This is a genomic window from Novosphingobium sp. AAP1 (assembly GCF_001295765.1).
GTDB lineage: Bacteria > Pseudomonadota > Alphaproteobacteria > Sphingomonadales > Sphingomonadaceae > Novosphingobium > Novosphingobium capsulatum.
This window is the reverse complement of sequence record NZ_LJHO01000001.1, coordinates 194,030-216,507: the sequence shown is the minus strand read 5'-3', so window position 1 is coordinate 216,507 and position 22,478 is coordinate 194,030. Positions and strand designations below refer to the sequence as shown.

The following is a 22,478-nucleotide window of genomic DNA, read 5'->3' as shown; positions in this document are numbered from 1 at the left end:
TAGCAATGAAGAACGTGGGAGCCTATCTCTGCACCGCCGCGCTCGGTGCCCTGGTCATGCCGGCGGGCTCCGCCCTGGCGCAGACCGCGCCGGCAGCGGCCAAGGCGACGACTGACGCCAAGGATGAAACCGTTGCCGACGCCATCGTCGTCAGCGGGGTCCGCGCCAGCTTGCGCAGCGCGCAGGATCGCAAGGCCAATGCCAGCCAGATCGTGGATTCGATCGTGGCCGAGGATATCGGCAAGCTGCCCGACCAGAACACCACCGATGCGCTGCAGCGCGTGACAGGCGTGCAGATCGAGCGCGACTATGGCGAAGGGTCGACCGTCTACGTGCGCGGCCTGGCCCAAGTGAACACCACGCTCAACGGCCGCGAGATCTTCACCGCGCAAGGCGCTCGTGGCCTCAACCTCCAGGATATTCCGGCCGAACTGCTCGCCGGGCTGGATGTCTACAAGTCGCCCTCGGCCAACCAGATCGAAGGTGGCCTGGGTGGCCTGATCGACTTGCGCACGCGCCGGCCGCTCGATTTCAAGGGCCTGACCGTGGCCGGCAACATCCGCGGCATCTATTCCGACCTGGCCAAGGAACTGACCCCGGCCGTCTCGGGCCTGATCGCCGATCGCTGGGACACCGGCGCGGGTGAGATCGGCGCGCTGGTCAGCGTGTCGTACCAGGAGCGCAAGTTCCGCTCAGACCTGATTTCCACCGGCACCCCGGCCAGCAGCACCACGATCGTGCCCGGCCAGACCGTGGTCGCTCCCAACGGCGCCTATGACGTGACGCCCTATGGCGATCGCCGCCGCCTGGGCATCAGCGGCACCTTGCAGTGGAAGCCCACGCCCAACCTCGAAATCTATTTCGAAGGCCAGTACGCGCGCTTCAACAACCTCAACGACAACTACGGCGCTTCAGTTGGCCTGGGTGGCTTGACCGCAGAGCCGGGCGCGACGGTGGCTGCCAATGGCGACGTGACCAAGGCGACCTATCTCAACGCCCCGCTCACCGTACTGTCTTATGCCTATGACACGCGCGACCGGATGACCCAGTTCGCCGGAGGCGGCAAGTGGACCAACGACAAGCTGACCGTGTCCACCGACATCAGCTATACCAAGGCCACCGGCAGCGTGGTGTTCAACAGCGGCTTCACCGGCGCCACGATCCCGCGCTTCTCGGTGGACAACACCGCGTTCGTGCCGGGTTCGAGCGCCAATGGCTATGACCTGCTGAGCCAGTCGAACACCAACTTCCAGTTCCTGCTCTACCAGGGCACGCAGAACAAGGCGGACCAGTTCGCCGGCACGCTGGATGCGTCCTATGCGGTGGACAGCGGCTTCCTCAAGTCGATCGACGTCGGCTTCCGCTACGGCAACCGCACGGCGCAATCCAACCAGACCAGCTTCTTCCTGTTCAGCGGCGCGCCCGGAACCGCTGCGCCCTCGATCCTGGCTGCCAACCCGGCCAGCGATTTCTTCAGCAAGTCTTCGCGCGGTACGCCGCTGCTGTCTAACTACCTGGTCATTCCCGTGCCGCTGCTGCGCGATCATCTGAGCGAAGTGCAGACCGCGCTGGGCTTTGACGCCACCGATCCGGTGAACGGGCCGCTGGCGTTCTATCGCGTCAGCGAAAAGACCACCGCGCTCTATGCCATGGCGCGCTTCGGCTCGCCCAGCGGGCTGGTCGATGGCAATGTCGGGTTGCGCTATGTCCATACCCAGACCGCGCTCAACGGCAACCGCACGCTGTCGGGCGGCGGCGTCGGGCCGATCCAGGTCAATTCCAGCTATGACGACTTCCTGCCTTCGGCCAACATCCGCTTCAACCTGACCGACAAGCTCAAGCTGCGTCTGGCCGCGTCCAAGGTCGTCACCCGCCCGAACTTCAGCGATCTTTCGCCGTCGCTGACGCTCAATTCGGTGCAGCAGAACGGGTCGGCCGGCAATCCCTACCTCAAGCCGCTCAAGGCCGACCAGCTCGACGCGTCGCTGGAATACTACTTCGCGCGCGGCAGCTCGATCTATGGTGCGCTGTTCTACAAGAAGGTGCGCAACTTCATCTCGGTCAATCCCTCGGTCGAGGTCTACGACGGCATCACCTATACGATCAGCCGCCCGGACAACAACCAGGGCGGGGAGATCAAGGGCGCCGAAGTGGGGTATCAGCAGTTCTTCGATTTCCTGCCCGGCGCGCTGTCGGGCCTGGGGATCCAGGCGAACTATACCTACGTGGACAGCAAGACGACCTCTTCGATCGTCGGCCAGACCACCCCGCTCCAGGGCTTGTCGAAGCACACCTACAACCTGGTGGGGATGTACGAGAAGTACGGCGTTTCGGCCCGCGTCGCCTACAACTGGCGCAGCACCTACTTCGACAGCACCTATCTGTTCAACGGGGTGGGGCAGCCGAGCTTCCGCCGCGGCTATGGCTGGCTGGCCGCTTCGCTCAGCTATGACGTGACGCCCAACGTCACGATCAGCCTGGAAGGCAACAACCTGACGCGCGTGATCCGCCGGTCCTATTACAACAACATGGATACCCGGCCGCACGAAACCCAAATCGACGATCGCCAGATCATCTTCGGGGTTCGCTTCAAGTTGTGATGCCTCCGCGCATCGGGCAGGCTGGCATCCGGCCGGCCCGATGCGCGGCCCAGACAAAGGCCTGCCATGCCGTCCAAGCGTGACTTCGATGCTGTATTTCCGGGCCTGATGGTGGATCGCCGCTCGGCCCTGCTGGGCGGATCGGCGGCACTGTTGTGCACGGGCACCGCGCCTGGCACCGGCCACGCCGCGACGGTCGATCCGCAAGCGAGCGCCTGGGGCGAGGCATTCGACCGCCCTCCGCCCGAGGCCGGACCGGGTGTCTACTGGTACTGGCTCGATGGCGCAGTCAGCGCGGCCGGGATCACGGCCGATCTTGAAGGCATGCACGCCAACGGCATCACCACGGCGATGGTCTTTGCCATTGGCGCCTCGGCCAAGCCGCCGCTGGTCGATCCGCCGGCCGATGCACTCACGCCGCAATGGTGGGGCCTGATCGATCACGCCGTGGCCGAGGCGGAGCGGCTGGGGATTACGCTGTCGCTCAACATCTGCGATGGCTGGGCTACGGCGAGCGGCCCCTGGGTCACGCCCGACCTGTCGATGCAGGTGCTGACCTGGTCCGACACGCGCGCCACGGCCGGGCAGGGCGCGATCCGCCTGGCCACCCCGCCGATGCGGCGCAACTGGTATCGCGACGTGGCGGTGCTGGCATTTCCCTGGCCGGAAGCGCTGGACGAGACGAGCGCACGGCGCCATCCGCGCGTTTCCACCACCTTGCCGCTGGCCGGGCCACCGCTCGCGCGCCTGCTCGATCCCGGCAACGACGAGGACGTGTTCGACACCACCCAGGCCGGCCAGATCGACGTGGCTTTCGACCAGCCGTTCACGCTGCGCTCGGTCACCGTGCGCACGCCGTCGCCCTGGGGCTATTCCCCCGGCGTCTATCGCGCGGCCAATGCGCTGCGCGTGGAAGCAAGCGAGGATGGCGTCACGTTCCGTCCCGTTGGCCGGCTGGAATATCCCCAGCATGGCTGGCAGACCGACCTGACCACGCTGACCCACGCCTTGCCCGAAACCACCGCGCGCGTGTTCCGCTTCGTGCACGAGCCGCAGGCGCCCGGCCCCTATTTCGAGAATTACGATTTCGGGCAGGACGTGCGCCTGCGCCTGTTCAGCCTGGAGCTTTCGTCCCGGCCGGAAATCCACCAGATCGTGGGCAAGACGGCGGCGCAATGGTCGATCAGCCGCCGCACCGATGCGCGCGACGTGCCCGATGCGGTCTGCGTCGATCCGGCCAAGGTGCTCGACCTGACCGACAGGCTGGCGGCCGATGGCACGCTCGACTGGACTCCACCGCCCGGCCGCTGGCGCATCCTGCGCCTGGGCCACACCAGCAATGGCCGCGAGAACTCCGCCGCCGGGGGTGCGCAGGGGCTGGAAGTCGATCGCTTCAACGCGGCGGCAGTGACCATGCAGTTCGATCGCTGGTTCGGCGCCGCGCTCGATCGCATCGGCCCGGCGCGCGCGGGCAAAGTGTTGAACACGGTGCATGTCGATAGCTGGGAAGCCAGCGGGCAAAACTGGACGGCGGATTTTCCTGCCCGGTTCCAGGCCTTGCGCGGCTATGCCCTGCGCGTCTGGCTGCCGGTGCTGGCCGGCGTGCCGGTCGGCAGCGCAGAGCAGAGCGAGGCGGTACTGCACGATTTCCGGCAGACCGTGGCCGATCTTACGCAAAGCGCGTTCTTCGAAACCATCGCGCGCCTGGCCCATGCACGCGGCTGCCGCTTCAGCGGGGAGCCGGCCAGCCCGACCTATGCCGTGGACGGCTTGCGCTGGGCAGAGGCGACCGATGTGCCGATGGGCGAATTCTGGCTGCGCACGCCGCGCAACGACAAGCCGACCGATGTGGCCGATGCGGTTTCGGGCGGGCGCATCTATGGCAAGCGGATCATTGCCACGGAAAGCTTCACCGAGAACGACATTCTCTGGGACGAGCACCCCGCGATGCTCAAGCCCTTGGGCGATCGGCACTATTGCCGGGGCATCAACCGCTTCATGCTGCACGTCTATACCGCGCAGCCGTTTCTCGATCGCGCGCCGGGGCTGACGCTCAACGGTATCGGCACGATGTTCAGCCGCACCCAGACCTGGTGGAGCCAGGCGCGCGGCTGGTTCGATTACCTGCGCCGCTGCCAGGCAGTGTTGCAACGCGGCCTGCCGGTAAGCGACGTGGCCGTGTTCACCGGGGAAGACATTCCCAACCGCGCGCTCTTGCCGCACCAGTTGGACGCGCCATTGCCGGCCGGCGTGGCCTATGACTCGATCAACCGCGATGCGCTGGTGCGCCTGGCGCGGGTGGAGCAGGGCGCGATCGTACTGCCCGGCGGCATGCGCTATCGCCTGCTCGTGCTGCGCGCGGGAGCGCGCTATTCCAGCGGCTTCCTCGCCGCACTCGAACGCCTGGTGCGGGCGGGCGCCACGGTGCTGGCACCGCCGCCGCTTGGTGCCGTCGGGCGAGAAGCCGATCCCGCGGCGTTCGTTGCACAGTGCCGCCCGCTCTGGCCGGAAGCCGGACGTCAGGGCGAAACCCGGCTGGGCGCCGGGCGCGTGGTCTGGGGGCAAAGCCCTGCGCATGTGCTGGCCAGCCTGGGGATCGCGGGCGATCTTCTGGCGAACGATGCGGCGGGGCTCGAATGGACTCATCGCCGCGAGGCGGGGGTCGATGTCTATTTCCTGGCCAACACCGGCGGTGCCGCGCTCGATACCGAAGTATCCTTGCGCGTGACCGCGCGCGCCGTGGCGCTGTGGGATGCGCTGGAAGGGCAGCGCCTGCCGGCACCCGCCTGGCGGAATGTCGCCGGGCGCACGGTCCTGCCGCTGCGCCTGGCGCCGGGGGAAAGCCGGTTCATCGTTCTGAGCGACGGCGGCGTGGCACCGCATCTCGCACAGGCCCATCTCGCGGCCGGGCAAAGCCTGGAATGGCGCGGTGAGCGGCTGGTCATGGCCGGGGCTGGAGAAGCTCGGCTGCTGCGCAGCGACGGGCGCCGCCTGGCACCGGTGGCGCCGGCCATGCCCCCGGCAATCGAACTCGACCAGCCCTGGACGCTTAGCTTTGCCGGCTGGCGCGCCCCGCCCGAGCGGCTGACGCTGAAGCAGCCCGCGCTGTGGAGCGACCTTGCCCCCGATCGCGTGCGCTTCCATGCCGGATCGGGCACCTATGCCACGCAGATCGACCTGCCGCGCCACCTGCTGGTGCGCGATATCCGCCTGATGCTCGATCTGGGCGCAGTGCATGCCATGGCCGAAGTCGCGGTCAACGGGCGCTTGGCCGGCCGGCGCTGGATTGCACCCTTCCGGCTGGACATCACCGCATTCTTGCGGCCGGGACGCAACACGATCGCCATCACCGTCACCAACACCTGGCACAACCGCCTGGTGGGCGATCGCGTCTTGCCCGAAGCGGAGCGGGTTGCCTGGGTCTATCCCAAGCTGCGCGGCACCAAGGACTGGCTGCCGGCCCGCGATGCGCCGCTGCTGCCGGCGGGCCTGGCCGGTCCGGTCCGGATCGTGGCTGAGCCACTTGTGGACATTCCGGTCTAATGAGGCTGGACCGTCGCACCGCGCTGGCCGCGATCGGCGCGACGCCGCTGGTGGCCGGCGCCGGCAGGGCGCATTCTCTGCCACCGGGTGATCTGCTGGCGCAAGACTTGCGCGTGGAAGGGGTGGCCGAGCCCGCGGGGCTCGACCTGCTGCGTCCGCGCTTTTCCTGGGGCCTTGCCGCGCGCGATCCAAGCGCGCGCGGCCTGGTGCAGCGCGGGTTCGAACTGATCGGCGGCACCGATCGCGCCCGCGTGGCTGCTGGCCAGGGCGCCCGCTGGGCCGGATCGTCCGCCGCCGGCGGGCAGACTCTGGTGGTGCCGACAGCGGACTTGGCGCTCGACAGCCACCGCCGCTATTGGTGGGCGGTCCGGATATTCGATGCGGCGGGGCGGCCGGGCGCCTGGAGCGCGCCCGCCGCGTTCCTCACCGGGGTGCTCGAGCTGGCGCGCTGGCCCGACCGCTGGATCGCGGCGGAGCCCGACCCGGTTCTACCGCCGCACCGTCAGGGGCAGGCGAGCCCAGCCATGGTGCCCGCCCGGCCGCTGTCGATCCTGCGTCGGCCATTGCGCCTGGCGTCGCCGCCGCGCCGGGCCGTGCTGTCGGTCTGCGGCTTGGGCCAATATCGCCTGGCGATCAACGGGCAGGCCGTGGGGTATGCGGCGCTGACGCCGGGGTGGACCAACTACCGCCGCCGCGCGCTTTATGACACGCACGATGTCACGGCCCTGCTGCACGCTGGCGACAATGTCCTGGCGCTGATGCTGGGCAACGGCATGTACAATGTAGAGGCCAAGGAGGGCCGCTACACCAAGTTCCTCGACAGCTTCGGCCGGCCCAAGGCGATTCTGGCGATGACCATCGAGCATGCCGATGGCCGGATCGAGCACATTGCCAGCGATGGGCAATGGCGTTGGCGGGAAGGGCCGATCCGCTTTTCCTCGATCTATGGCGGCGAGGACTGGGACGCGCGCCTGGTGCCGCCCGCTTGGATGGAACCTGGCTACGACGATCGCGACTGGCAGCCGGTAGTGGCCGTGCCGGGGCCGGGCGGGATGCTCCGCGCCGGGCTGGTGCCGCCGGTGGTCGCCGCGCGCACTCTGGAGCCGGTGGCGATCACGGCCGTGGCGCCCGATGTGCTGCTGGTCGATTTCGGCGTCAACTTCGCCGGTCGGCCCCGCCTGATGATCGAGGCGCCGGCCGGTGCCACGCTGACCATCCTGCCGGGCGAGACGCTGGACGAACAGGGCCGGGTCAGCCAGCGCAGCTTCAACGCCGGGCCGGGCAACCGCGTGGCGTTTACCCACGTCAGCACCGGGAGCGGGGTCGAAGCGTTCGAGCCGCTGTTCAGCTATCACGGCTTTCGCTGGCTGGAATTGCGCGGCCTGCTGCGCGCCGCGATCCATGCGGTCGAAGGCGTGGTGCTCCACGCCGATCTTGCGCGCGTCGGCCGGTTCCAGGCCGATGATCCCTTGCTCAACGCCATCCATGGGCTGATCGACCAGGCCGTGACCAGCAACATGGTTTCGGTCCTCACCGATTGCCCGCACCGCGAAAAGCTGGGCTGGCTGGAACAGACCTATCTCAACGCGCCCACGGTGCTCTACAACCGCGATGCCGCGCCGCTTTATGACAAGCTGGTGCACGACATCGCCGAGGCGCAGCAGGCCGATGGCATGGTGCCGGGCATCGCGCCGGAATATGTCGCCTTCCAGGACGAGCAGGGGCAGGACCAGGTCTGGCGCAATTCCCCCGAATGGGGCGCGGCGGCGGTGCTGGCACCCTGGGCGGCCTATCGCTTTTGCGGCGACGCCACCGTGCTGGTGGCGGCCTGGCCGGCGGCGCAACGCTATTGCGCCTATCTCGCGCAGCGGGCGCGGGATGGCATCGTCGATTTCGGCATGGGCGATTGGTACGATGTCGGCCCCAACGATCCGGGCGAGGCGCAACTGACCTCGCGCGCGCTGGTCGGCACGGCCACTTATATTGCCTGCTTGCAGACGATGGCCAAGATCGCCGCGCGGATCGGGGCGGTTGCGGATTACGCCGCACTGGCGGTGCAGGTTACGCAGCATTTCAACGCGCGCTTTCTCGATCCGGCCACCGGCCGCTACGAACGGGGCAGCCAGACAGCGCAAGCCATGCCGCTGGCGCTCGGCCTGGTGCCCCAGGCGCAGCGTGCCGCGGCGCTCGACCGGCTGATCGCGGCGATTCGGCGCGAAGGCAATGGCGTTACCGCCGGGGACATCGGCTATCGCTACGTGCTGGAGGCGCTGGCTGCGGCCGGGCGTGACGATGTGATCCTGGCCATGCTGCGGGTGCGCGATCGCCCCGGCTATGCCCTGCAACTGGCGCGCGGGGCCACCGCGCTGACCGAGGCGTGGGACGCCAATCCCACCAAGTCGCTCAACCATTTCATGCTCGGCCATGCCGAGGACTGGTTCTATCGGCGCCTGGGCGGGCTGGACATCGATCACGCGCGAGGCGGGGACGCGGCCTTGCGCCTCGCGCCGCAGATGCCGGCCGATATCCCGGCGGCCGAGGCCAGCTATCGCCTGCGCGAGGGCGTTCTGTCCTGCGCCTGGCGACGCGAGGCAGGCCACCTCGCCGTGACCGTCTCCGTGCCGCCGGGGCGCCAGGCGCGGCTGGTCTTGCCGGGGCTGCCCGCCAGCGACTGGCGCGAACAGGGCCTGGCCCCGGCGCGCGTGCCGGGCGTGCTCGGTTTCGCGAGCGAGGAGGCCGGCCAGGCCATCACGCTCGGCTCCGGCCACTATCGCTGGACCGCCCGCGACGCTGGTTGAGTACGCGGGCGGTTCGCGGCATCAGCGACGGGGCGCTTCGAACAGGCTGGGCGAAACGGCGGCCGCCAGGGCGGCATAGCCGGCATCGTTGGGGTGGAGATGGTCGCCCGGCTCCAGACGGGGATTGATCCGCGCCGGGTCGGCGGGATCGGCCGCCGCCTTCTCGAAATCGATCACTCCGTCGAACAGCCCGCCGGTGCGGATGAAGGCGTTCACCGCCTGGCGCATCGCCTCGCCCTCCGGCGTGAAATAGACCGCGCCCTTGTAGGGCAGGATCGTCGCGCCGATCACTTTCACCCCGCGCGCATGGGCGCGGGTCACGATCTGGCGATAGGCCTCGATCACCTGCGCGGCGGTCACGTCGCTGTCGGGCTTGTTCCACCACCCGATGTCGTTGATGCCTTCCAGCAGCACGATATGCGTGACCCCGCTGACCGCCAGGGCGTCGCGGTCCAGCCGCGCCAGGGCGGGCAGGCCAAAGCCTTCGTGCAACAGGCGGTTGCCACTCATCCCCGCATTGACTACGCTCCATCCGCGATAGCGCGTATCGGCGGCAAGCCGCTTGGCGAACTGTTGGGGCCAGCTCATGTCCTTGCCGGGGGTGGAGGCGGCGCCTTCGGTGATCGAATCCCCGAACGCCACGATCACCGGGCCGCGCTGGGGCCGCGCCACTTCCACTTGCGACACCACCGCCGGGCCGCGCAGCGGGCGAGCGCCGGCCATGGACGCAGCCGCCAGTTGCTCGCCGGGCGCCACCACCAGATCGCCATGATGCGCGGCGGGCATCGCGCTGTCCTTGTAATAGACCGAGATCGCCAGGTGTTGCAGCGCCTCGATTGGCAGCGGCACGGCATCGCTGAGCAGCGGCGCGCCGGTTGGAATCCAGGCTTCCGCGCCGCCGGCAAAGGTTACCGCGCGGTCGCTGCCCGGCACCAGGCGTCCGTCTGCATCGACCAGCGCCACGTGCACCCCGGCGATCCGCACCGGGGCGATGCCCAGCTCGTTGGTCAGCTTGAGGCGGATGGCATTGCCAGCGGTGTCCACGCGCAGGATCTGGCGCACCGTCTGGTTGGCAAAGATCGCCGGGGTGCCGCCCGGCTGGCCGGCAATCGGCGCGAACGGCGCGCTGAACCAGCCGGCCGCCCAGTTGCCATTCCCGTCGCCAGCCGCAGGCGGACTGGCCGCCATCAGCAGGGGTGCCCCAAGCAGGGCGAGCGCGGCGATGGGCCTGGCAATCATGATCTCTCCTATTTTGTGGTCTTGCGGGTTCTTGCCGGCTTGGCCGGGGCAGGGGTGTCCACCGCGCTACCCAGCGGCCCACTGTCCAGCCCCAGGCCGGCGGCCTGGCTGATGGCGGCGGCCGTGCGTTGCAGCGGTTCGAGCAGCGGATCGAGCCGCGCGTCGCCATTGGCGTCAATCAGCGTGGCGATGGTCAGCGCGGCGTTGAGCGGCGCGCCCGGCGTGCCCACCAGCACGCCGATATCCGCCCCGCCCAGGAAGCGTTCGCCCAGCGAGCGGGCATGGCCGCGCGCGCGCACGTCGTCGATGCGGGCGAGCAGATCCTGCCGTGCGGCCGGCGCCATCGCCTGCCATTCGCGCGAATGCCCCAGCCAGGCATCAAACGCGGCGGGCGCCAGGCCCGCGAGCAGCAGGCGCCCCGAATTGGTGCGCAGCGGCGAATGGGTGGAGCCGACTTCCACCGACAGGCGGAACGGGTTGGGGCTCTCTTCCTGGGTGAGCACGAGCACCTGGTTGCCTTGCAACACGGTCAGGTGGCAGCTTTCGCGCACGTCGTCGGACAGCGCGCGCATCAGCGGGCGCGCCGCCGCGATCAGCGTTTCATAGGGCGAGTGAATGCGCGCGAGCTGGAACAGCTTGAGCGTCAGCGCATAGCCGCCGTTGGTCGGGTCGCGCCGCACATAGCCGCGCCCTTCCAGGCAGGCGAGCATGCGGAACAGCTCGCCCGGCTGGCGGTTGAGCGCGCGCGCCAGTTGCGATTGCGTCATCGGCACGGCCTGGTCGGCCAGGTACTCGACGATATCGAGGCCCTTTTCCAGCGCCGGCACGGCATACTTCCGGCGGCGCTCGTCGCTCGACAGGATGCTGTCCGCCAGCATGCCCTCTGACCGCCCGTCGAGCGGGCCGTCGCCCAGGTCCGGCATGTCCGGCGCAGGGCTGTCTGCCTGGGTGGCTGATTCGGGGCGCGCATCCATGTTCTGTCCTTCCGCGGCTGGTCTGGCGATCGGGCGGCTTGCGTAACCCATGGCGGCGCGAAGTGCCATCATCGCCTGCCGCTTTGCCCGCCAGCACGGGCGCGCGCCGCGCTGGCCGGGGTGATAGCGGAAGAGGCGCGTGGAATTTGCATTGATTGTTTATATAGAGAATGTATGTTAGCCTGTAAACAATGAGTGATGTGGAGGACGGGATTGGAACAGCGGCTTATCCGCACGGATTCGGCAACGGACACAGCGTCGTCTGCGGCCAGTCCCGGCCCCCTGTCCGATCTGCTGGTGCTCGACATGGCCCAGTTCCTCGCCGGCCCTTCGGCCGCGCTGCAACTGGCCGATCTGGGTGCGCGCGTGATCAAGATCGAGCGGCCGCAGAGCGGTGACCTGTGCCGCGATCTTTATCTGAGCGATACCGACATCGCCGGCGATTCCACGCTGTTCCACGCGATCAACCGCAACAAGGAAAGCCTGGCGGTCGATCTCAAGGACGCGGGCCAGCTTGCTGAACTGCGCCGCCTGGTCGCGCGGGCCGACGTGATCATCCAGAACTTCCGCCCCGGCGTGATCGAGCGGCTGGGGCTGGGCTATGAAGACGTCAAGGCGATCAATCCCGGCCTGGTCTATGCCAGCGTCTCGGGCTTTGGCAGTGCCGGCCCCTGGGCGAAGCTGCCGGGCCAGGATCTGCTCGCCCAGGCGCGCTCGGGCGTGATGTGGCTGACCGGCAGTGCCGACCACGGGCCGATGCCGATCGGGCTTTCGGTGGCAGACATGCTGGCTGGCCATGTTCTGGCCAAGGGCATCCTGGCCTTGCTGGTCCGCCGCGCGCGCACCGGGCTGGGGGGGCGGGTGGAAACCAGCCTGCTCGAAGTGCTGGTCGATTTCCAGTTCGAGCTGCTGACCACTTATCTCAACGATGGCCGCCGCCCCCCGACGCGCGCCGCCGCCCATGGCGCCAATGCCTATCTTGCTGCGCCCTATGGCGTCTATCGCACGGCAGATGGGCATCTTGCCCTGGCGATGACGCCGCTGGCCCGGATCGGCGAATTGCTTGATCTGCCGGGCTTGGGCGAGAGCGGCAACGGCTTTGACGGGCGCGACGCGCTGCTTGACCGCATCGCGCAGCGCCTGGCCACGCGCACCACGCAGGAATGGCTGGCCGTGCTGGAGCCGGCCGGCATCTGGACCGCGGCCGTGCTCGATTGGGAGCAATTGTTGGAGGCCGAAAGCTTCCGCGCGCTCGACATGCTGCAATCGATCGGCGGCCGGGGCCGCAGCATTCTCACCACCGCCAGCCCGATGCGAATCGATGGGCAAAGGCCGGCTTCGGCGCGCGGTGCCCCGCGCGTGGGCGAGCACAGCGCCGCCATCGCCGCCGAATTCGGCCTGGCACTGGCCTGAGGCGATGCGCGCCCGCACTTGCCTTAGCGCCTTGGCGCTGCTGCTCACCACAGCGGCTAGTGCCCAGACGATCAGGGCCCAGCCGCCCGGCCGGCAAGCGCCCGCCTTGCCACGGATCGCGGCGCCGCATGGCCGCCCGGCGCTGTTCGTCGACGGCGCGCCGTTCCTTGTGCTGGGGGCGCAGGCCAACAATTCCTCCAACCATGCCAGCGTCTTGCCGCAAGTGTGGCAGACGGTGGAGCAATTGGGCGCCAACACCCTGGAAATGCCGGTGGCCTGAGCCCGGGCCGAGCCGCGCGAGGGGCAGTTCGATTTCGCCTTTGTCGATACGCTGCTGGCCCAGGCGCGCCAGCACCGCGTGCGCCTGGTGCTGCTGTGGTTCGGCGCGTTCAAGAACGGCGGGCCGGGTTATACGCCGGTCTGGGTCAGGGCCGATCTCGCGCGGTTTCCGCGCAAGCTCGATGCGCAGGGGCGTCCGCTCGCCGCTCCGCCAGCGTTCCCTGATTTTGCTTGATACGATTCAAGCGAGGTCTTCGCCTCCCATAACTGGTGCCCGATAGCGCGCTTGCGGGAAGCCGAACGCGACGGGACAATTCGCTCGAAAGCGCTGGCCTGGTGTCGTCAGCCTTTTTCCAGTAGGTCATTGAGGACCGCGTTGTGCAACATGGTATCAGCCAGAAGCCACTTCAGCTTTCCGTTCTCGTCCTGCAATTGCCGCAACTAACGGACATCGGAAATCTCCGTGGCGCCGCACTTTGCCTTGCGCACGAGGGACCTTTGGCGGGGCAGGTCACGGCCTTCACCCAATGGCTCCCTCGACGCAATTGCGAAACGATGATCGCTCAATGCCCTGGCGGTCCGAGAAGGTGGTGCCGCACTGAACTCCATGCGCTGGCGGAAACGCACATACGCCAGATCAGGCCGCTTTGTCCGCTGTCGCTCGGCTTGCGATAGAGCACTGTCTTCCTCGCGGCCGCCGATCGGCGCGGTGATCAGATCGCAGTCGCCAGCCCCAACATCGGCGCGGCGGCGCCCTCTTCCTGATCGGCCATCTCTGCGCGCACGAAATCGACGAAAGCCCGCACCTTGGACAACGCGTAGTTGCCGCGTGGGAATACCACATGCAGTGGAATTCGCTCGTTCACGAGGTCGGGCAGCAAGACCTCAAGGCGGCGGGCGGCGATGTCGTCCTCGACGAGGAAGCGCGGCAGGTAGCTGATGCCCAGGCCCTCGAGCGTGGCCTCGCGCGCCATTCGTACCGAGTTGCTGGTGAGCGGCCCGCGGTTGACGGCAACGGTAGTGTCTTCCGACAGGCGCCACTCGCCAACCTTGGAGATATGCGTTTCGACGATGCAGGTGTGCACCTTGAGGTCGTTGGCGGCCGAGGGGCGCCCGGCGCGGTCGAGGTACGAGCGCGCGGCGACGAGTGCCATGGGGTAGCTGCGCAACTGCACCGATTCCAGGCTGGAATCAAAGGTGTCACCCATCCAGAACACCACGTCGAAGCGGCCCTTGAGCAGGTCCACCTTGCTGTCCGACAGGTTCACGAACAGCCGCACGTCAGGATAGGTCTGGAGGAAGCGCGGCAGGATCGTGGTGAGATCGAACAGCGAGGATACCACCGGTGCGTTGACCTTGAGCTCGCCACGCGGCTTGGAGAGCATCCCGGTCATCACCTGGTTGGCTTCGTTGACTTCCTCGACGATGCGGGCGCAGCGCGCATACATCTCGCGTCCCGCCGGTGTCAGTGTCACCGAGCGTGTGGTGCGGTCGAGCAGGCGCACGCCGATGCTCTGCTCAAGCTTGGCAATCTGGCGGCTGACTGCGGCCTTGGAATACCCCAGCATCGTGGCAGCGCTGGAAAAGCCCCCCGTGCTGACCACCGCAGCGAACGACATCATCGCCATCACGTTTCCAAGATCGGGTCTGTCGTCCATGCCTGCTCCCTCTGCCACACGCGTGCCCGGGTCAATGTATCCCGTCACCGCCACGGGCACGTTGGCCCACCATAGCGATCCCGGCGCGGCCTGTCTGCACCTGCTGCGTGCAATTGTTGTTTAAACGAAAAAGATATCTCGAATTCAGTATTACTGTTGCGTTTATGGAGCCTTTCGGCGAGGACGTGCTACGCCACATGGGCGCTTGATTCGCGGCGCGGACCGCGCAAGACGCAGACAAGGGAGAAATTCGATGGTCAGCCAGCTTTCCCAAGCGGCCCTGCGCGACCAGCGCAGCCAATTCCACCCGTTCACCGCGATCACCGATCTTATGGCCGAAGGGCCCACGGTCATGGAAAGTGGTTCCGGCATCCACGTGCGTGACGTTGACGGACGCGAATACATCGACGGGATGGCCGGCCTGTGGTGCGTCAACCTGGGCTATGGGCGCCGCGAGATCACCGAGGCGATCGCCCGGCAGAGCGAGCGCCTGTCATTCTTCCACACGTTCAACGGCATGAGCAGCGACGTCGTCGCCGAATGCGCCGAGGCCCTGCTGCAACGCGCGCCGGTGCCGATGTCGCGGGTGTTCTTCGGTGCCTCGGGCAGCGATGCCAACGAAACCCAGCTCAAGCTCGTGTGGTATTACAACAACCTGCGCGGCAAGCCCGAGAAGAAGAAGATCATCGCGCGCTGGAACGCCTACCACGGTTCCGGTGTGGCCACGGCCAGTCTGACCGGGCTGCCGGGCATGCACACGCTGTTTGACCTGCCCAAGGGCCCGATCCTGCACGTCAGCGCGCCCTACTACTATCGCAAGGCGCCCGAGGGCATGACCGAGCGCGCGTTCTCGCAGCAGCTTGCCCAGGAACTCGAGGATCTGATCGAGCGTGAAGGCGCCGACACCATTGCCGCGTTCTTTGCCGAGGCAGTGATGGGCGCTGGTGGGTTGATCCCGCCGCCCGAGGGCTATTTCGAGGCGATCTGTCCTATCCTCAAGAAGCACGACATCCTGCTCGTCGCCGACGAGGTGGTATCTGGCTTTGGTCGTCTCGGCACCTACTGGGGCAGCCAGACCTATGGCTACGAGCCCGACCTCATCACCTCGGCCAAGGGTGTGACCTCGGGCTACTTTCCGATGTCAGTCTGCTACATCTCGCCAAAGGTCTGGGACGTGATCGAGAGCGAGGCAGGCAAGGCCGGGCTTTTCGGCCACGGCTATACCTATTCGGCGCACCCGGTCGGCGCGGCCGCCGCGCTCGCCGCGCTCAAGCTGATCGATGAGCTCAAGGTCGTGGACAACGTCGCCGACGTCGGGCCCTACATGCTCCAGGCGTTGCGCGACCGGCTTGGTCAGCACGCCCATGTTGGCGATATTCGCGGCAAGGGACTGATGCTGGGAATCGAACTGGTGCACGATCGCGGCACCAAGGAAGCGCTGCCCATGGCCAACCGCACCGGTCGCCAGGTGCTCAAGGCTGCAGCCAATCGCGGGCTGATCACCCGCGCGCTGGGTGATACCCTGGTCTTTGCCCCGCCATTGGTGATCACCCGCGCCGATGCCGATGCTATCGTCGATCGCTTCGGTGCTGCGGTGGAGGACGTGTTGCCTGGCTGAACCCAAAGACCAACCCGGCGCGGGCGGTGGTGCATGGTTTGATGCATAGCCGCTCGCGGCGCGGTTCCACGTCGTCCAGGGAGGGGCAGATGGAATTCAACACCGCAATCGAGGGCATGGCGCAGGCCGAACGCGGCACGCGCCGGCTGACCCCGGCGGGGCAGATCAGCGCGGTGCTGGTCGGGCTGATCGGCGCCTTCGTGATTTTCGTGACGCCCGGCTTTCTGGCGGTAATCGCGCAAAAAACCGGGTTCGACAACGACCAGCTCGGCTATCTCGCTGCGTTCGACATCAACGCGATGGGCGTGACCATCGGCCTCAGCACGTTCCTTTTGGCGCGGGTGCCCTGGCGCCTTGCCGTGAGCATCGGCCTGGCGCTGGTGATCGCCGGCAATATCCTGACCGCGCTGGCCACGGGCTTTGCCGCGATGGCCGCAGCGCGTGTGGTGGCGGGAGCGGGCGAGGGGATTGCGGTGGGCTTTGCCTTTGCCGCGCTTGGCCGCGCCGCCAACCCGGACCGCGCATTCTCGATCTATCTCGTGGTTGGCGCGCTGTGCAGCTCGGCGCTGCTCTACAGCCTGCCCGCCCTGCAGGCGGCGGTCTCACCCGCGACGTTGTTCCTCGCCAATGCGCTGGTCGTGGTGCCAGTGGCGTTGGGCGTACGCTGGTTCCCCGAAGGCAGCATCGACGAAACCGACATCTTTGCCGGGGCCGGCCGGCTCGACATGCGGCTGGCGAGCGGGGCCCTGCTTGGAGTCTTTCTGTTCTTCTTCGCGCTGGGGGCGATGTGGAGCTATTCCGAGCGGATCGGCATGGCCCACGCCATTGCGCCTGGAGTGATCGCCACTGGTCTTTCGATCGGCACGATGGCAGGCGTTGCCGGCGCTGCACTTGCCGGCATGCTGCCGCGCCGGTGGGGCCGGGTGTGGCCGTTGCTGCTGAGTGGCGCGGCGGGTGTCATCAGCTTCCTGATGTTTGACGGGCGGGTCGAAGCGACCGGCTTCGTGGTGGCAGTCGTACTGTTGCAGTTCTGCTGGAACTTTGCGCAGCCATTGCTGTCGGGCATCTGTGCCGAGGCGTGCCTGCGCGGGCGGGTAGTATGCGCAATGGGCTCCATCCAGACATTCGGCACTGGCCTTGGCCCTGCAGCGGCCGCCACCACGCTGGCCAGCGGCTCGTTCGCACCGATGATCTATGCCAACTGCGCGATTCTGGCGGCGAGCATCGCCGTTACCGTGCTGACCATTCGCGCTGAGCGGCGGCGGCGCCCTGCTTGATGAGCTATGGGCCTGCTGGGCAATCGGTGGCTAGGCTGCGCGGCTTTATTTCGACGGCATAATCGGGTGAAACTGGGGTGCGGCGACAGGCCGCACCCCGCATCCTTATCGCTGCTGCATCAGAGGAACACCGCGCGCGATAGGCCGCCGTCCACCGCGATCGATTCGCCGGTGATGCCGCTGCCCAACTGCGAGCACAGGAACACGATCGGGTCGGCCACTTCGGCTACTTCGAGCATACGCTTTACCGCTGCGGGGCCGGCGGCCTCGCGCTCGACGATGGCCTCGAACGTGGTGCCTTCCTCGGCTGCCATCTCGGCAAACCATTCCTCGATATGTTCGGTGCGGGTAACGCCCGGATGGATGATGTTGACGGTGATGCCGTCGCGTCCCACCTCGTCAGAGAGCGTCTTGGTGAAGTGGACCAGCGCCGTGTTGCGCATGCCCGACAGCGCCTCGGTGCAGCGCGCCGTCAGACCGCCGACGTTGACGATGCGGCCCCACCCGGCCTTGCGCATATGTGGCACGCAGGCTTTTGCCGCACGGAAATAGCCGAACAGCTTGGTGTTGAGATCGAGCATCAGCGCATCCTCGTCGGCCAGCTCGATCGCGTTGCGCACCAAGCCGCCTGGTGCTGCGGCGCAGTTGACGAGGATATGCACACCGCCAAAGCGCGCCACGGCGGCCGCGACGAGTGCCTGGACCGACTCCCACGAGGTTGTGTCGGTGGGCACGGCAATGATCTCGCCGCCGGTCGATTCGCGCAGTTCGGCTGCGGCCGCTTCGAGCTTGGCAGCAGTACGCGCCGCGATCACCACTTTGGCGCCAGCCAGCGCCAGCTTACGCGCGGTTTCCTTGCCGATACCCACGCCGCCGCCGGTGATGACGGCGACCTTGCCCGCAAGGCCCAGTTCCAGGTTCATGTTCGATCTCCTCGTGAAATGCATGATGATGGGATCAGGCGGACAAGACCACCCTGGCGATCCCGGCTTGGTCGAATGCGGCGACGATCGTGTCGCCGCGATGGATTTCCGTGACCCCGGTACAGCTACCGGCCGCCACGAGTTGCTCGGCGCGCAGCCCGCCCTCGCCATGGACACAGAGCCAGTTGGCGAGCCAAACCAGCGCATCGAGCGGATCGCCCATGACGCGATCGGTCGATCCCGCCACCGGTGCATCCGCGTCGATCGTGAGCGTAACCGGCATGGCGGCAAAGCGCGCTTCCCAGCCCGTCGCGAGACGATCGCCCAGTACCAGGCCATAGCCCATGACGTTGTCTGCGATCAGCAGGCCGAGCGGCAGCTCACTGTGTTCGAAGCGGGTGCGCACGATCTCGATGCCGGCCCACACGCCCTTGAGCGCGGCGGCAACCTCGGCGCGCGTGTAGGCCTTTGTGCGCGGGGGCAAATCCTCGCCCAGTTCGAATACCAGCTCGGCCTCGGCGAACATCTCGTCGCCGCAAAAATCGATGGTGCCGTGGTTGCAGAAGATGTCGCTGGCGCGCAGCCGGCCCACTGCCGGTTCGTGTGCGCCGTGGGCCATGCGGGCACCCTCGCTGGTCAGCCCCAGCTTCCACACCATCACCGGCAGCGTCAGCGCCACATGGACGGCGCGCTGCGCGGCATAGGCCTGGGCCACCGGCACGTCATCGGCAGGCACTGCGGCAGGGCTGGTGGAGCGGCGCGCGGCAAGCAGGGCCTGCGCCAGCGAAAGGTCGCCTATCGGCATGGAGTTCTCCCGGGGCGGTCGGACTCGTTTTGCCGCCGCCACTTCATTGTCGCGCATATGCAACAACAAACTTTGAAAATCTAGTATTGTTTACGCAATGAAGTTGGGTTAGCTCACGTCCAAGCCGGAGTCGCCTGGTTGGTCACCACGCCGCCGCGGGTCTGCTGCATCACACTATCGCCGCGAGAGGCGAGACCGAGGGGAGTATCATGTCCAGCCAGCCCACCGCCCCCATCGCCGAGACTGCACGCCAGACGGCAGACCGCCTGGCCGCCGCCCTCGCGCCCGCTCCGCGCGGCCTCATCATCGATGGGCGCGCAGTGCCTGCGCTTTCCGGCAAGACCTTTGCCACCGAGAATCCGGCGACAGGCCAGACGATCTGCCAGGTTGCCGAGGGCGGGGCGGCCGACGTCGATGTCGCTGTCGCGGCTGCGCGCCGCGCGCTGGTCAATCCTGCGTGGGCGGCGATGAGCGCCTACGATCGCGGGCAGTTGCTCTATCGCCTGGCCGACCTGATCGAGCGCGAGGCCGACGAACTGGCGGTGCTGGAATGCATCGACAACGGCAAGCCCGCCTCGCTGACACGCTGGGTCGAGATCGAGGGGTCGATCAAGACGTTCCGCTATTTTGCGGGTTGGACCACCAAGTTCGGCGGAGAGACGCTGCCGGTTTCGCCGCGTAGCGGGGCGCGCATCCTCAATTACACCACGCGCGAGCCGGTCGGCGTGTGCGGTCTGATCGTGCCGTGGAACTATCCGATGTCGATGGCGGCATGGAAGGTGGCGCCCGCGCTTGCGGCGGGCTGCACCGTCATCCTCAAGCCCGCCGAGCAGACGCCACTGACCGCATTGCGCCTGGCCGAGCTGGCGCTCGAAGCAGGCATTCCGGCGGGCGTGTTCAACGTCATCACCGGCTTTGGCGAAGCCGGTGCGGCGCTGGTCGCGCATCCCGGCGTGGACAAGGTGGCCTTCACCGGATCGACTGAGGTGGGCAAGGCGATCGTGCGCGGCGCCACCGGCAACCTCAAGAAGGTCAGCCTTGAACTGGGCGGCAAGTCGCCGCAGATCGTGTTGCCCGATGCCGATCTCGGCGCCGCCGCAGCCTCAATCGCGGCGGGCATCTTCTTCAACCAGGGTCAGACCTGTACTGCCGGCTCGCGCCTCTATGCCCACGCCGCGATCCACGACGAACTGCTCGATCGCGTCGCCGCCGAGGCCGCCAAGCTGACGATCGGCAACGGCCTTGATGCGGGCGTGAACTTCGGGCCGCTGGTCTCGCAGGAGCAGTGGGATCGCGTGGCCTCCTATGTCGAAATCGGCCAGGCAGAGGGCGCCGAGGTGATGATCGGCGGCGGCCGGCCTGCGGCCCATGGCGAGGGCTTCTTCTTCGAACCGACAATCCTGCGCGGCGCCGGGCGCGACATGCGCGTGGTGCGCGAAGAAATCTTCGGCCCGGTGCTGAGCGCGCTGTCATGGAGCGATGCCGACGACCTGGTGGCACAGGCCAACGATTCCGACTTCGGCCTTTCGGCGGGCATCTGGACCAACGACATCCGCCAGGGCCACCGCCTTGCCGCGGCCGTCAAGGCCGGCACTGTCTGGGTCAACTGCTTCAACATGGTCGATAACGCCACCCCGTTCGGCGGCTTCAAGCAGTCGGGCTGGGGCCGCGAGCACGGGCGCCAGGCCATGGAGCTCTACAGCGAGACCAAGAGCGTGTGGGTCAACCTCAGCTGAGCAGAGGTTCAGCTCCACCCGCACGCTGCGTCAATTTCACGTCTTCAATCAGGGAACCGACCATGGGCAAGACTCTCATCGTGAGCACCGACGGCCAGGCCGTCATGCGCAGCCACGACAACGGCAAGTCGTGGTATCGCATCAACATTGGCCAGGATCTGGAATACGACGATCGCGTACGCTGCCTCTTGGTCGACGCGCGCAATCCCGACGGTATTTTTGCCGGAGCGGAAAAGGGGCTGTTCTACAGCGCCGACTGCGGCGTGCACTGGAGCCGCATCGACTGCGCGCTGAACGGTCTTGCCGTGTGGAAGCTGGTGGTCAGCGAGAGCAATCCACTGGTGATGTATGCCGGCACCGGCGCCCCGTCGCTGGCGATCTTCTTCCGTTCGCGCGATGGCGGGCAGACCTGGGAGCGCACCAGCCTGGAAATGCCCGAGTTCTGCGCCGGGGTTAACCGCCCACGCATGCTGGCGCTGGCGGTCGATCCGCGCGATGCCGACGACGTCTGGGCGGGTATCGAGGAAGGTGGCCTCTATCGCAGTCGCGACGGCGGCGACAGCTGGACGCGCATCGATAGCACATGGTCCGAATTCGGCGGCAACTCAGACCTGCACGACATCATGATCCTGCCGCAGGACGACGGAAGCACCGTCCACCTCGCGCTAACCGTCATCGCCCTCTACCGCTCGACCGACGGTGGCCAGACCTGGACGCGTCAGCCGGCCAAGGAGACCTGGGGCCTGCGCTATTCGCGTGTGCTGTTGCGCCGTCCAGGCAGCAACCGCCAACTGGCCGTGGGAATCGGCGATGGCACCCCGGGCACGACGGCGGCGATCCTGCTCTCTGACGATGCCGGCGAAACCTGGACCAGGGCCGCGCTCGATCATCCGTCGAACTCGTGCATGTGGGCGTTTGGCTCGCATCCCAGCGATCCCGATTTCCAACTCGCCGCGAGCAAGTTCGGCTATCTCTACCGCAGCGTTGACGGCGGCCGCACCTGGGCCAAGGAATGGCGCGAGTTCAACGAGATTACCGGCCTCGCCTGGCTGCCGTCCGTTCCCTCCGACCTGGGGTTGCCGCATGTCACCCATTAACGTCGCGCGGATCGCGCATATCGTTTTGTTCGTAAAGGATCCCGAGGCCTCTGCCCGCTGGTATGCCGAGATCCTCAACATGAAGATCACGGCGCGCGCCGGCGATGGGCCGTACAAGGGTGGGGTGTTCCTCAGCTTTGGCCTGAGCGATCACGACATCGCGCTGTTCCCGGCGGCGGCCGATACCGCCATCGGCAAGGAGGCCAAGGGCCGCGAGTTCGAGCACATCGGCCTGGCCATGGCCGGGTGCAACATGGAAGACCTGCGCGCCAACTACGCCTTCTTCCGCGAGCGCGGCGTCGAGATTGCCGAAATCCTCGATCATGGCGTTTCGGTGGGCATCTATTTCTACGATCCCGATGGCCACATGCTCGAGGTGTTTTGCCAGAACGTCCCGCTCGAGGGCGGCGCGTCGCAGGCCGAGCTCAACCGTAACGAAGGCCAGGCGAACCCGATCACACTGTGACCGCACCGGCCGAAACCTGAACCGGGCGATGCCCGCAGACACAAAAATCCAG

At 67.2% G+C, this 22,478-nt stretch carries 16 protein-coding genes; 11 read left to right on the top strand and 5 right to left on the bottom strand.

The features are described 5' to 3' along the window. The first annotated feature begins 5 nt into the window (after positions 1 to 5). The 3 genes from IP65_RS00890 to IP65_RS00880 all read left to right on the top strand — a co-directional run bounded on the left by IP65_RS00890 (position 6) and on the right by IP65_RS00880 (position 8,941). On the top strand, positions 6 to 2,600 hold the full coding sequence (locus tag IP65_RS00890) for a TonB-dependent receptor (RefSeq protein ID WP_054130438.1): 2,595 nt from the start codon (positions 6 to 8) through the stop codon (positions 2,598 to 2,600). Positions 2,601 to 2,666: 66 nt separating this feature from the next. After that, on the top strand, positions 2,667 to 6,143 hold the full coding sequence (locus tag IP65_RS00885) for a glycosyl hydrolase (RefSeq protein ID WP_054130437.1): 3,477 nt from the start codon (positions 2,667 to 2,669) through the stop codon (positions 6,141 to 6,143). Further along, positions 6,143 to 8,941, top strand: a complete 2,799-nt coding sequence (locus tag IP65_RS00880) for an alpha-L-rhamnosidase (protein WP_054130436.1) — start codon at positions 6,143 to 6,145, stop codon at positions 8,939 to 8,941. The genes IP65_RS00885 and IP65_RS00880 overlap by 1 nt, the downstream gene beginning before the upstream one ends. Before the next feature lie 21 nt (positions 8,942 to 8,962). Here IP65_RS00880 and IP65_RS00875 read toward each other — a convergent pair whose 3' ends face one another. Together IP65_RS00875 and IP65_RS00870 are read right to left on the bottom strand one after the other, a co-directional pair. Continuing rightward, positions 8,963 to 10,180: an SGNH/GDSL hydrolase family protein gene (locus tag IP65_RS00875; RefSeq protein ID WP_054130435.1), complete on the bottom strand. Its 1,218-nt coding sequence runs from the start codon at positions 10,178 to 10,180 to the stop codon at positions 8,963 to 8,965. Between the two features lie 8 nt (positions 10,181 to 10,188). Further along, positions 10,189 to 11,154, bottom strand: a complete 966-nt coding sequence (locus tag IP65_RS00870; RefSeq protein WP_054130434.1) for an IclR family transcriptional regulator — start codon at positions 11,152 to 11,154, stop codon at positions 10,189 to 10,191. 213 nt (positions 11,155 to 11,367) lie between these two features. Between IP65_RS00870 and IP65_RS00865 the strand changes: the two genes are divergently transcribed. From IP65_RS00865 to IP65_RS21200, 3 genes are all read left to right on the top strand, one after another. Continuing rightward, positions 11,368 to 12,567: a CaiB/BaiF CoA-transferase family protein gene (locus IP65_RS00865; RefSeq protein ID WP_231627484.1), complete on the top strand. Its 1,200-nt coding sequence runs from the start codon at positions 11,368 to 11,370 to the stop codon at positions 12,565 to 12,567. A 4-nt stretch (positions 12,568 to 12,571) separates the two neighbouring features. Beyond that, on the top strand, positions 12,572 to 12,847 hold the full coding sequence (locus IP65_RS00860) for a hypothetical protein (protein WP_022678519.1): 276 nt from the start codon (positions 12,572 to 12,574) through the stop codon (positions 12,845 to 12,847). 78 nt (positions 12,848 to 12,925) lie between these two features. After that, on the top strand, positions 12,926 to 13,081 hold the full coding sequence (locus IP65_RS21200; RefSeq protein ID WP_156306329.1) for a hypothetical protein: 156 nt from the start codon (positions 12,926 to 12,928) through the stop codon (positions 13,079 to 13,081). A gap of 478 nt (positions 13,082 to 13,559) precedes the next feature. On the opposite strand, the gene IP65_RS00855 is transcribed toward IP65_RS21200, so the two are convergent. After that, complete coding sequence (locus IP65_RS00855; RefSeq protein WP_231627483.1) at positions 13,560 to 14,504, bottom strand: LysR family transcriptional regulator; 945 nt, start codon at positions 14,502 to 14,504, stop codon at positions 13,560 to 13,562. Positions 14,505 to 14,757: 253 nt separating this feature from the next. Here IP65_RS00855 and IP65_RS00850 point away from each other — a divergent pair, with 253 nt between their 5' ends. Then, positions 14,758 to 16,122, top strand: a complete 1,365-nt coding sequence (locus IP65_RS00850; RefSeq protein ID WP_022678521.1) for an aminotransferase — start codon at positions 14,758 to 14,760, stop codon at positions 16,120 to 16,122. 89 nt (positions 16,123 to 16,211) lie between these two features. Then, positions 16,212 to 17,399, top strand: coding sequence for an MFS transporter (locus IP65_RS00845; RefSeq protein ID WP_054130433.1), 1,188 nt, complete (start codon positions 16,212 to 16,214; stop codon positions 17,397 to 17,399). Positions 17,400 to 17,518: 119 nt separating this feature from the next. Here IP65_RS00845 and IP65_RS00840 read toward each other — a convergent pair whose 3' ends face one another. After that, a complete protein-coding gene (locus tag IP65_RS00840; protein ID WP_054130432.1) occupies positions 17,519 to 18,322 on the bottom strand; it encodes an SDR family NAD(P)-dependent oxidoreductase in 804 nt (267 codons plus the stop codon). A 34-nt stretch (positions 18,323 to 18,356) separates the two neighbouring features. Continuing rightward, positions 18,357 to 19,127: a 2-keto-4-pentenoate hydratase gene (locus IP65_RS00835; protein WP_156306327.1), complete on the bottom strand. Its 771-nt coding sequence runs from the start codon at positions 19,125 to 19,127 to the stop codon at positions 18,357 to 18,359. Positions 19,128 to 19,336: 209 nt separating this feature from the next. Between IP65_RS00835 and IP65_RS00830 the strand changes: the two genes are divergently transcribed. The 3 genes from IP65_RS00830 (at position 19,337) to IP65_RS00820 (ending at position 22,426) form a co-directional block, all read left to right on the top strand. Further along, positions 19,337 to 20,863, top strand: a complete 1,527-nt coding sequence (locus tag IP65_RS00830) for an aldehyde dehydrogenase (RefSeq protein WP_054130430.1) — start codon at positions 19,337 to 19,339, stop codon at positions 20,861 to 20,863. 62 nt (positions 20,864 to 20,925) lie between these two features. Beyond that, positions 20,926 to 21,960 (top strand): glycosyl hydrolase, encoded by a 1,035-nt coding sequence (locus IP65_RS00825; RefSeq protein WP_054130429.1) that lies wholly within the window; start codon positions 20,926 to 20,928, stop codon positions 21,958 to 21,960. Then, the gene (locus tag IP65_RS00820) at positions 21,947 to 22,426 is read left to right on the top strand and encodes a VOC family protein (protein ID WP_022678527.1); all 480 of its coding nucleotides are present in this window, start codon (positions 21,947 to 21,949) and stop codon (positions 22,424 to 22,426) included. The genes IP65_RS00825 and IP65_RS00820 overlap by 14 nt, the downstream gene beginning before the upstream one ends. Positions 22,427 to 22,478: the final 52 nt, after the last annotated feature.

Excerpts from the sequence above, each read along its gene's own strand:
- IP65_RS00880 (WP_054130436.1), top strand. The coding sequence starts at position 6,143 with ATGAGGCTGGACCGTCGCACCGCGCTGGCCGCGATCGGCGCGACGCCG.
- IP65_RS00820 (WP_022678527.1), top strand. The coding sequence starts at position 21,947 with ATGTCACCCATTAACGTCGCGCGGATCGCGCATATCGTTTTGTTCGTA.
- IP65_RS00840 (WP_054130432.1), bottom strand. The coding sequence starts at position 18,322 with ATGAACCTGGAACTGGGCCTTGCGGGCAAGGTCGCCGTCATCACCGGC.
- IP65_RS00890 (WP_054130438.1), top strand. The coding sequence starts at position 6 with ATGAAGAACGTGGGAGCCTATCTCTGCACCGCCGCGCTCGGTGCCCTG.
- IP65_RS00870 (WP_054130434.1), bottom strand. The coding sequence starts at position 11,154 with ATGGATGCGCGCCCCGAATCAGCCACCCAGGCAGACAGCCCTGCGCCG.
- IP65_RS00850 (WP_022678521.1), top strand. The coding sequence starts at position 14,758 with ATGGTCAGCCAGCTTTCCCAAGCGGCCCTGCGCGACCAGCGCAGCCAA.
- IP65_RS00825 (WP_054130429.1), top strand. The coding sequence starts at position 20,926 with ATGGGCAAGACTCTCATCGTGAGCACCGACGGCCAGGCCGTCATGCGC.
- IP65_RS00885 (WP_054130437.1), top strand. The coding sequence starts at position 2,667 with ATGCCGTCCAAGCGTGACTTCGATGCTGTATTTCCGGGCCTGATGGTG.
- IP65_RS00860 (WP_022678519.1), top strand. The coding sequence starts at position 12,572 with ATGCGCGCCCGCACTTGCCTTAGCGCCTTGGCGCTGCTGCTCACCACA.
- IP65_RS00830 (WP_054130430.1), top strand. The coding sequence starts at position 19,337 with ATGTCCAGCCAGCCCACCGCCCCCATCGCCGAGACTGCACGCCAGACG.
- IP65_RS00855 (WP_231627483.1), bottom strand. The coding sequence starts at position 14,504 with ATGGACGACAGACCCGATCTTGGAAACGTGATGGCGATGATGTCGTTC.
- IP65_RS00875 (WP_054130435.1), bottom strand. The coding sequence starts at position 10,180 with ATGATTGCCAGGCCCATCGCCGCGCTCGCCCTGCTTGGGGCACCCCTG.
- IP65_RS00845 (WP_054130433.1), top strand. The coding sequence starts at position 16,212 with ATGGAATTCAACACCGCAATCGAGGGCATGGCGCAGGCCGAACGCGGC.
- IP65_RS00835 (WP_156306327.1), bottom strand. The coding sequence starts at position 19,127 with ATGCCGATAGGCGACCTTTCGCTGGCGCAGGCCCTGCTTGCCGCGCGC.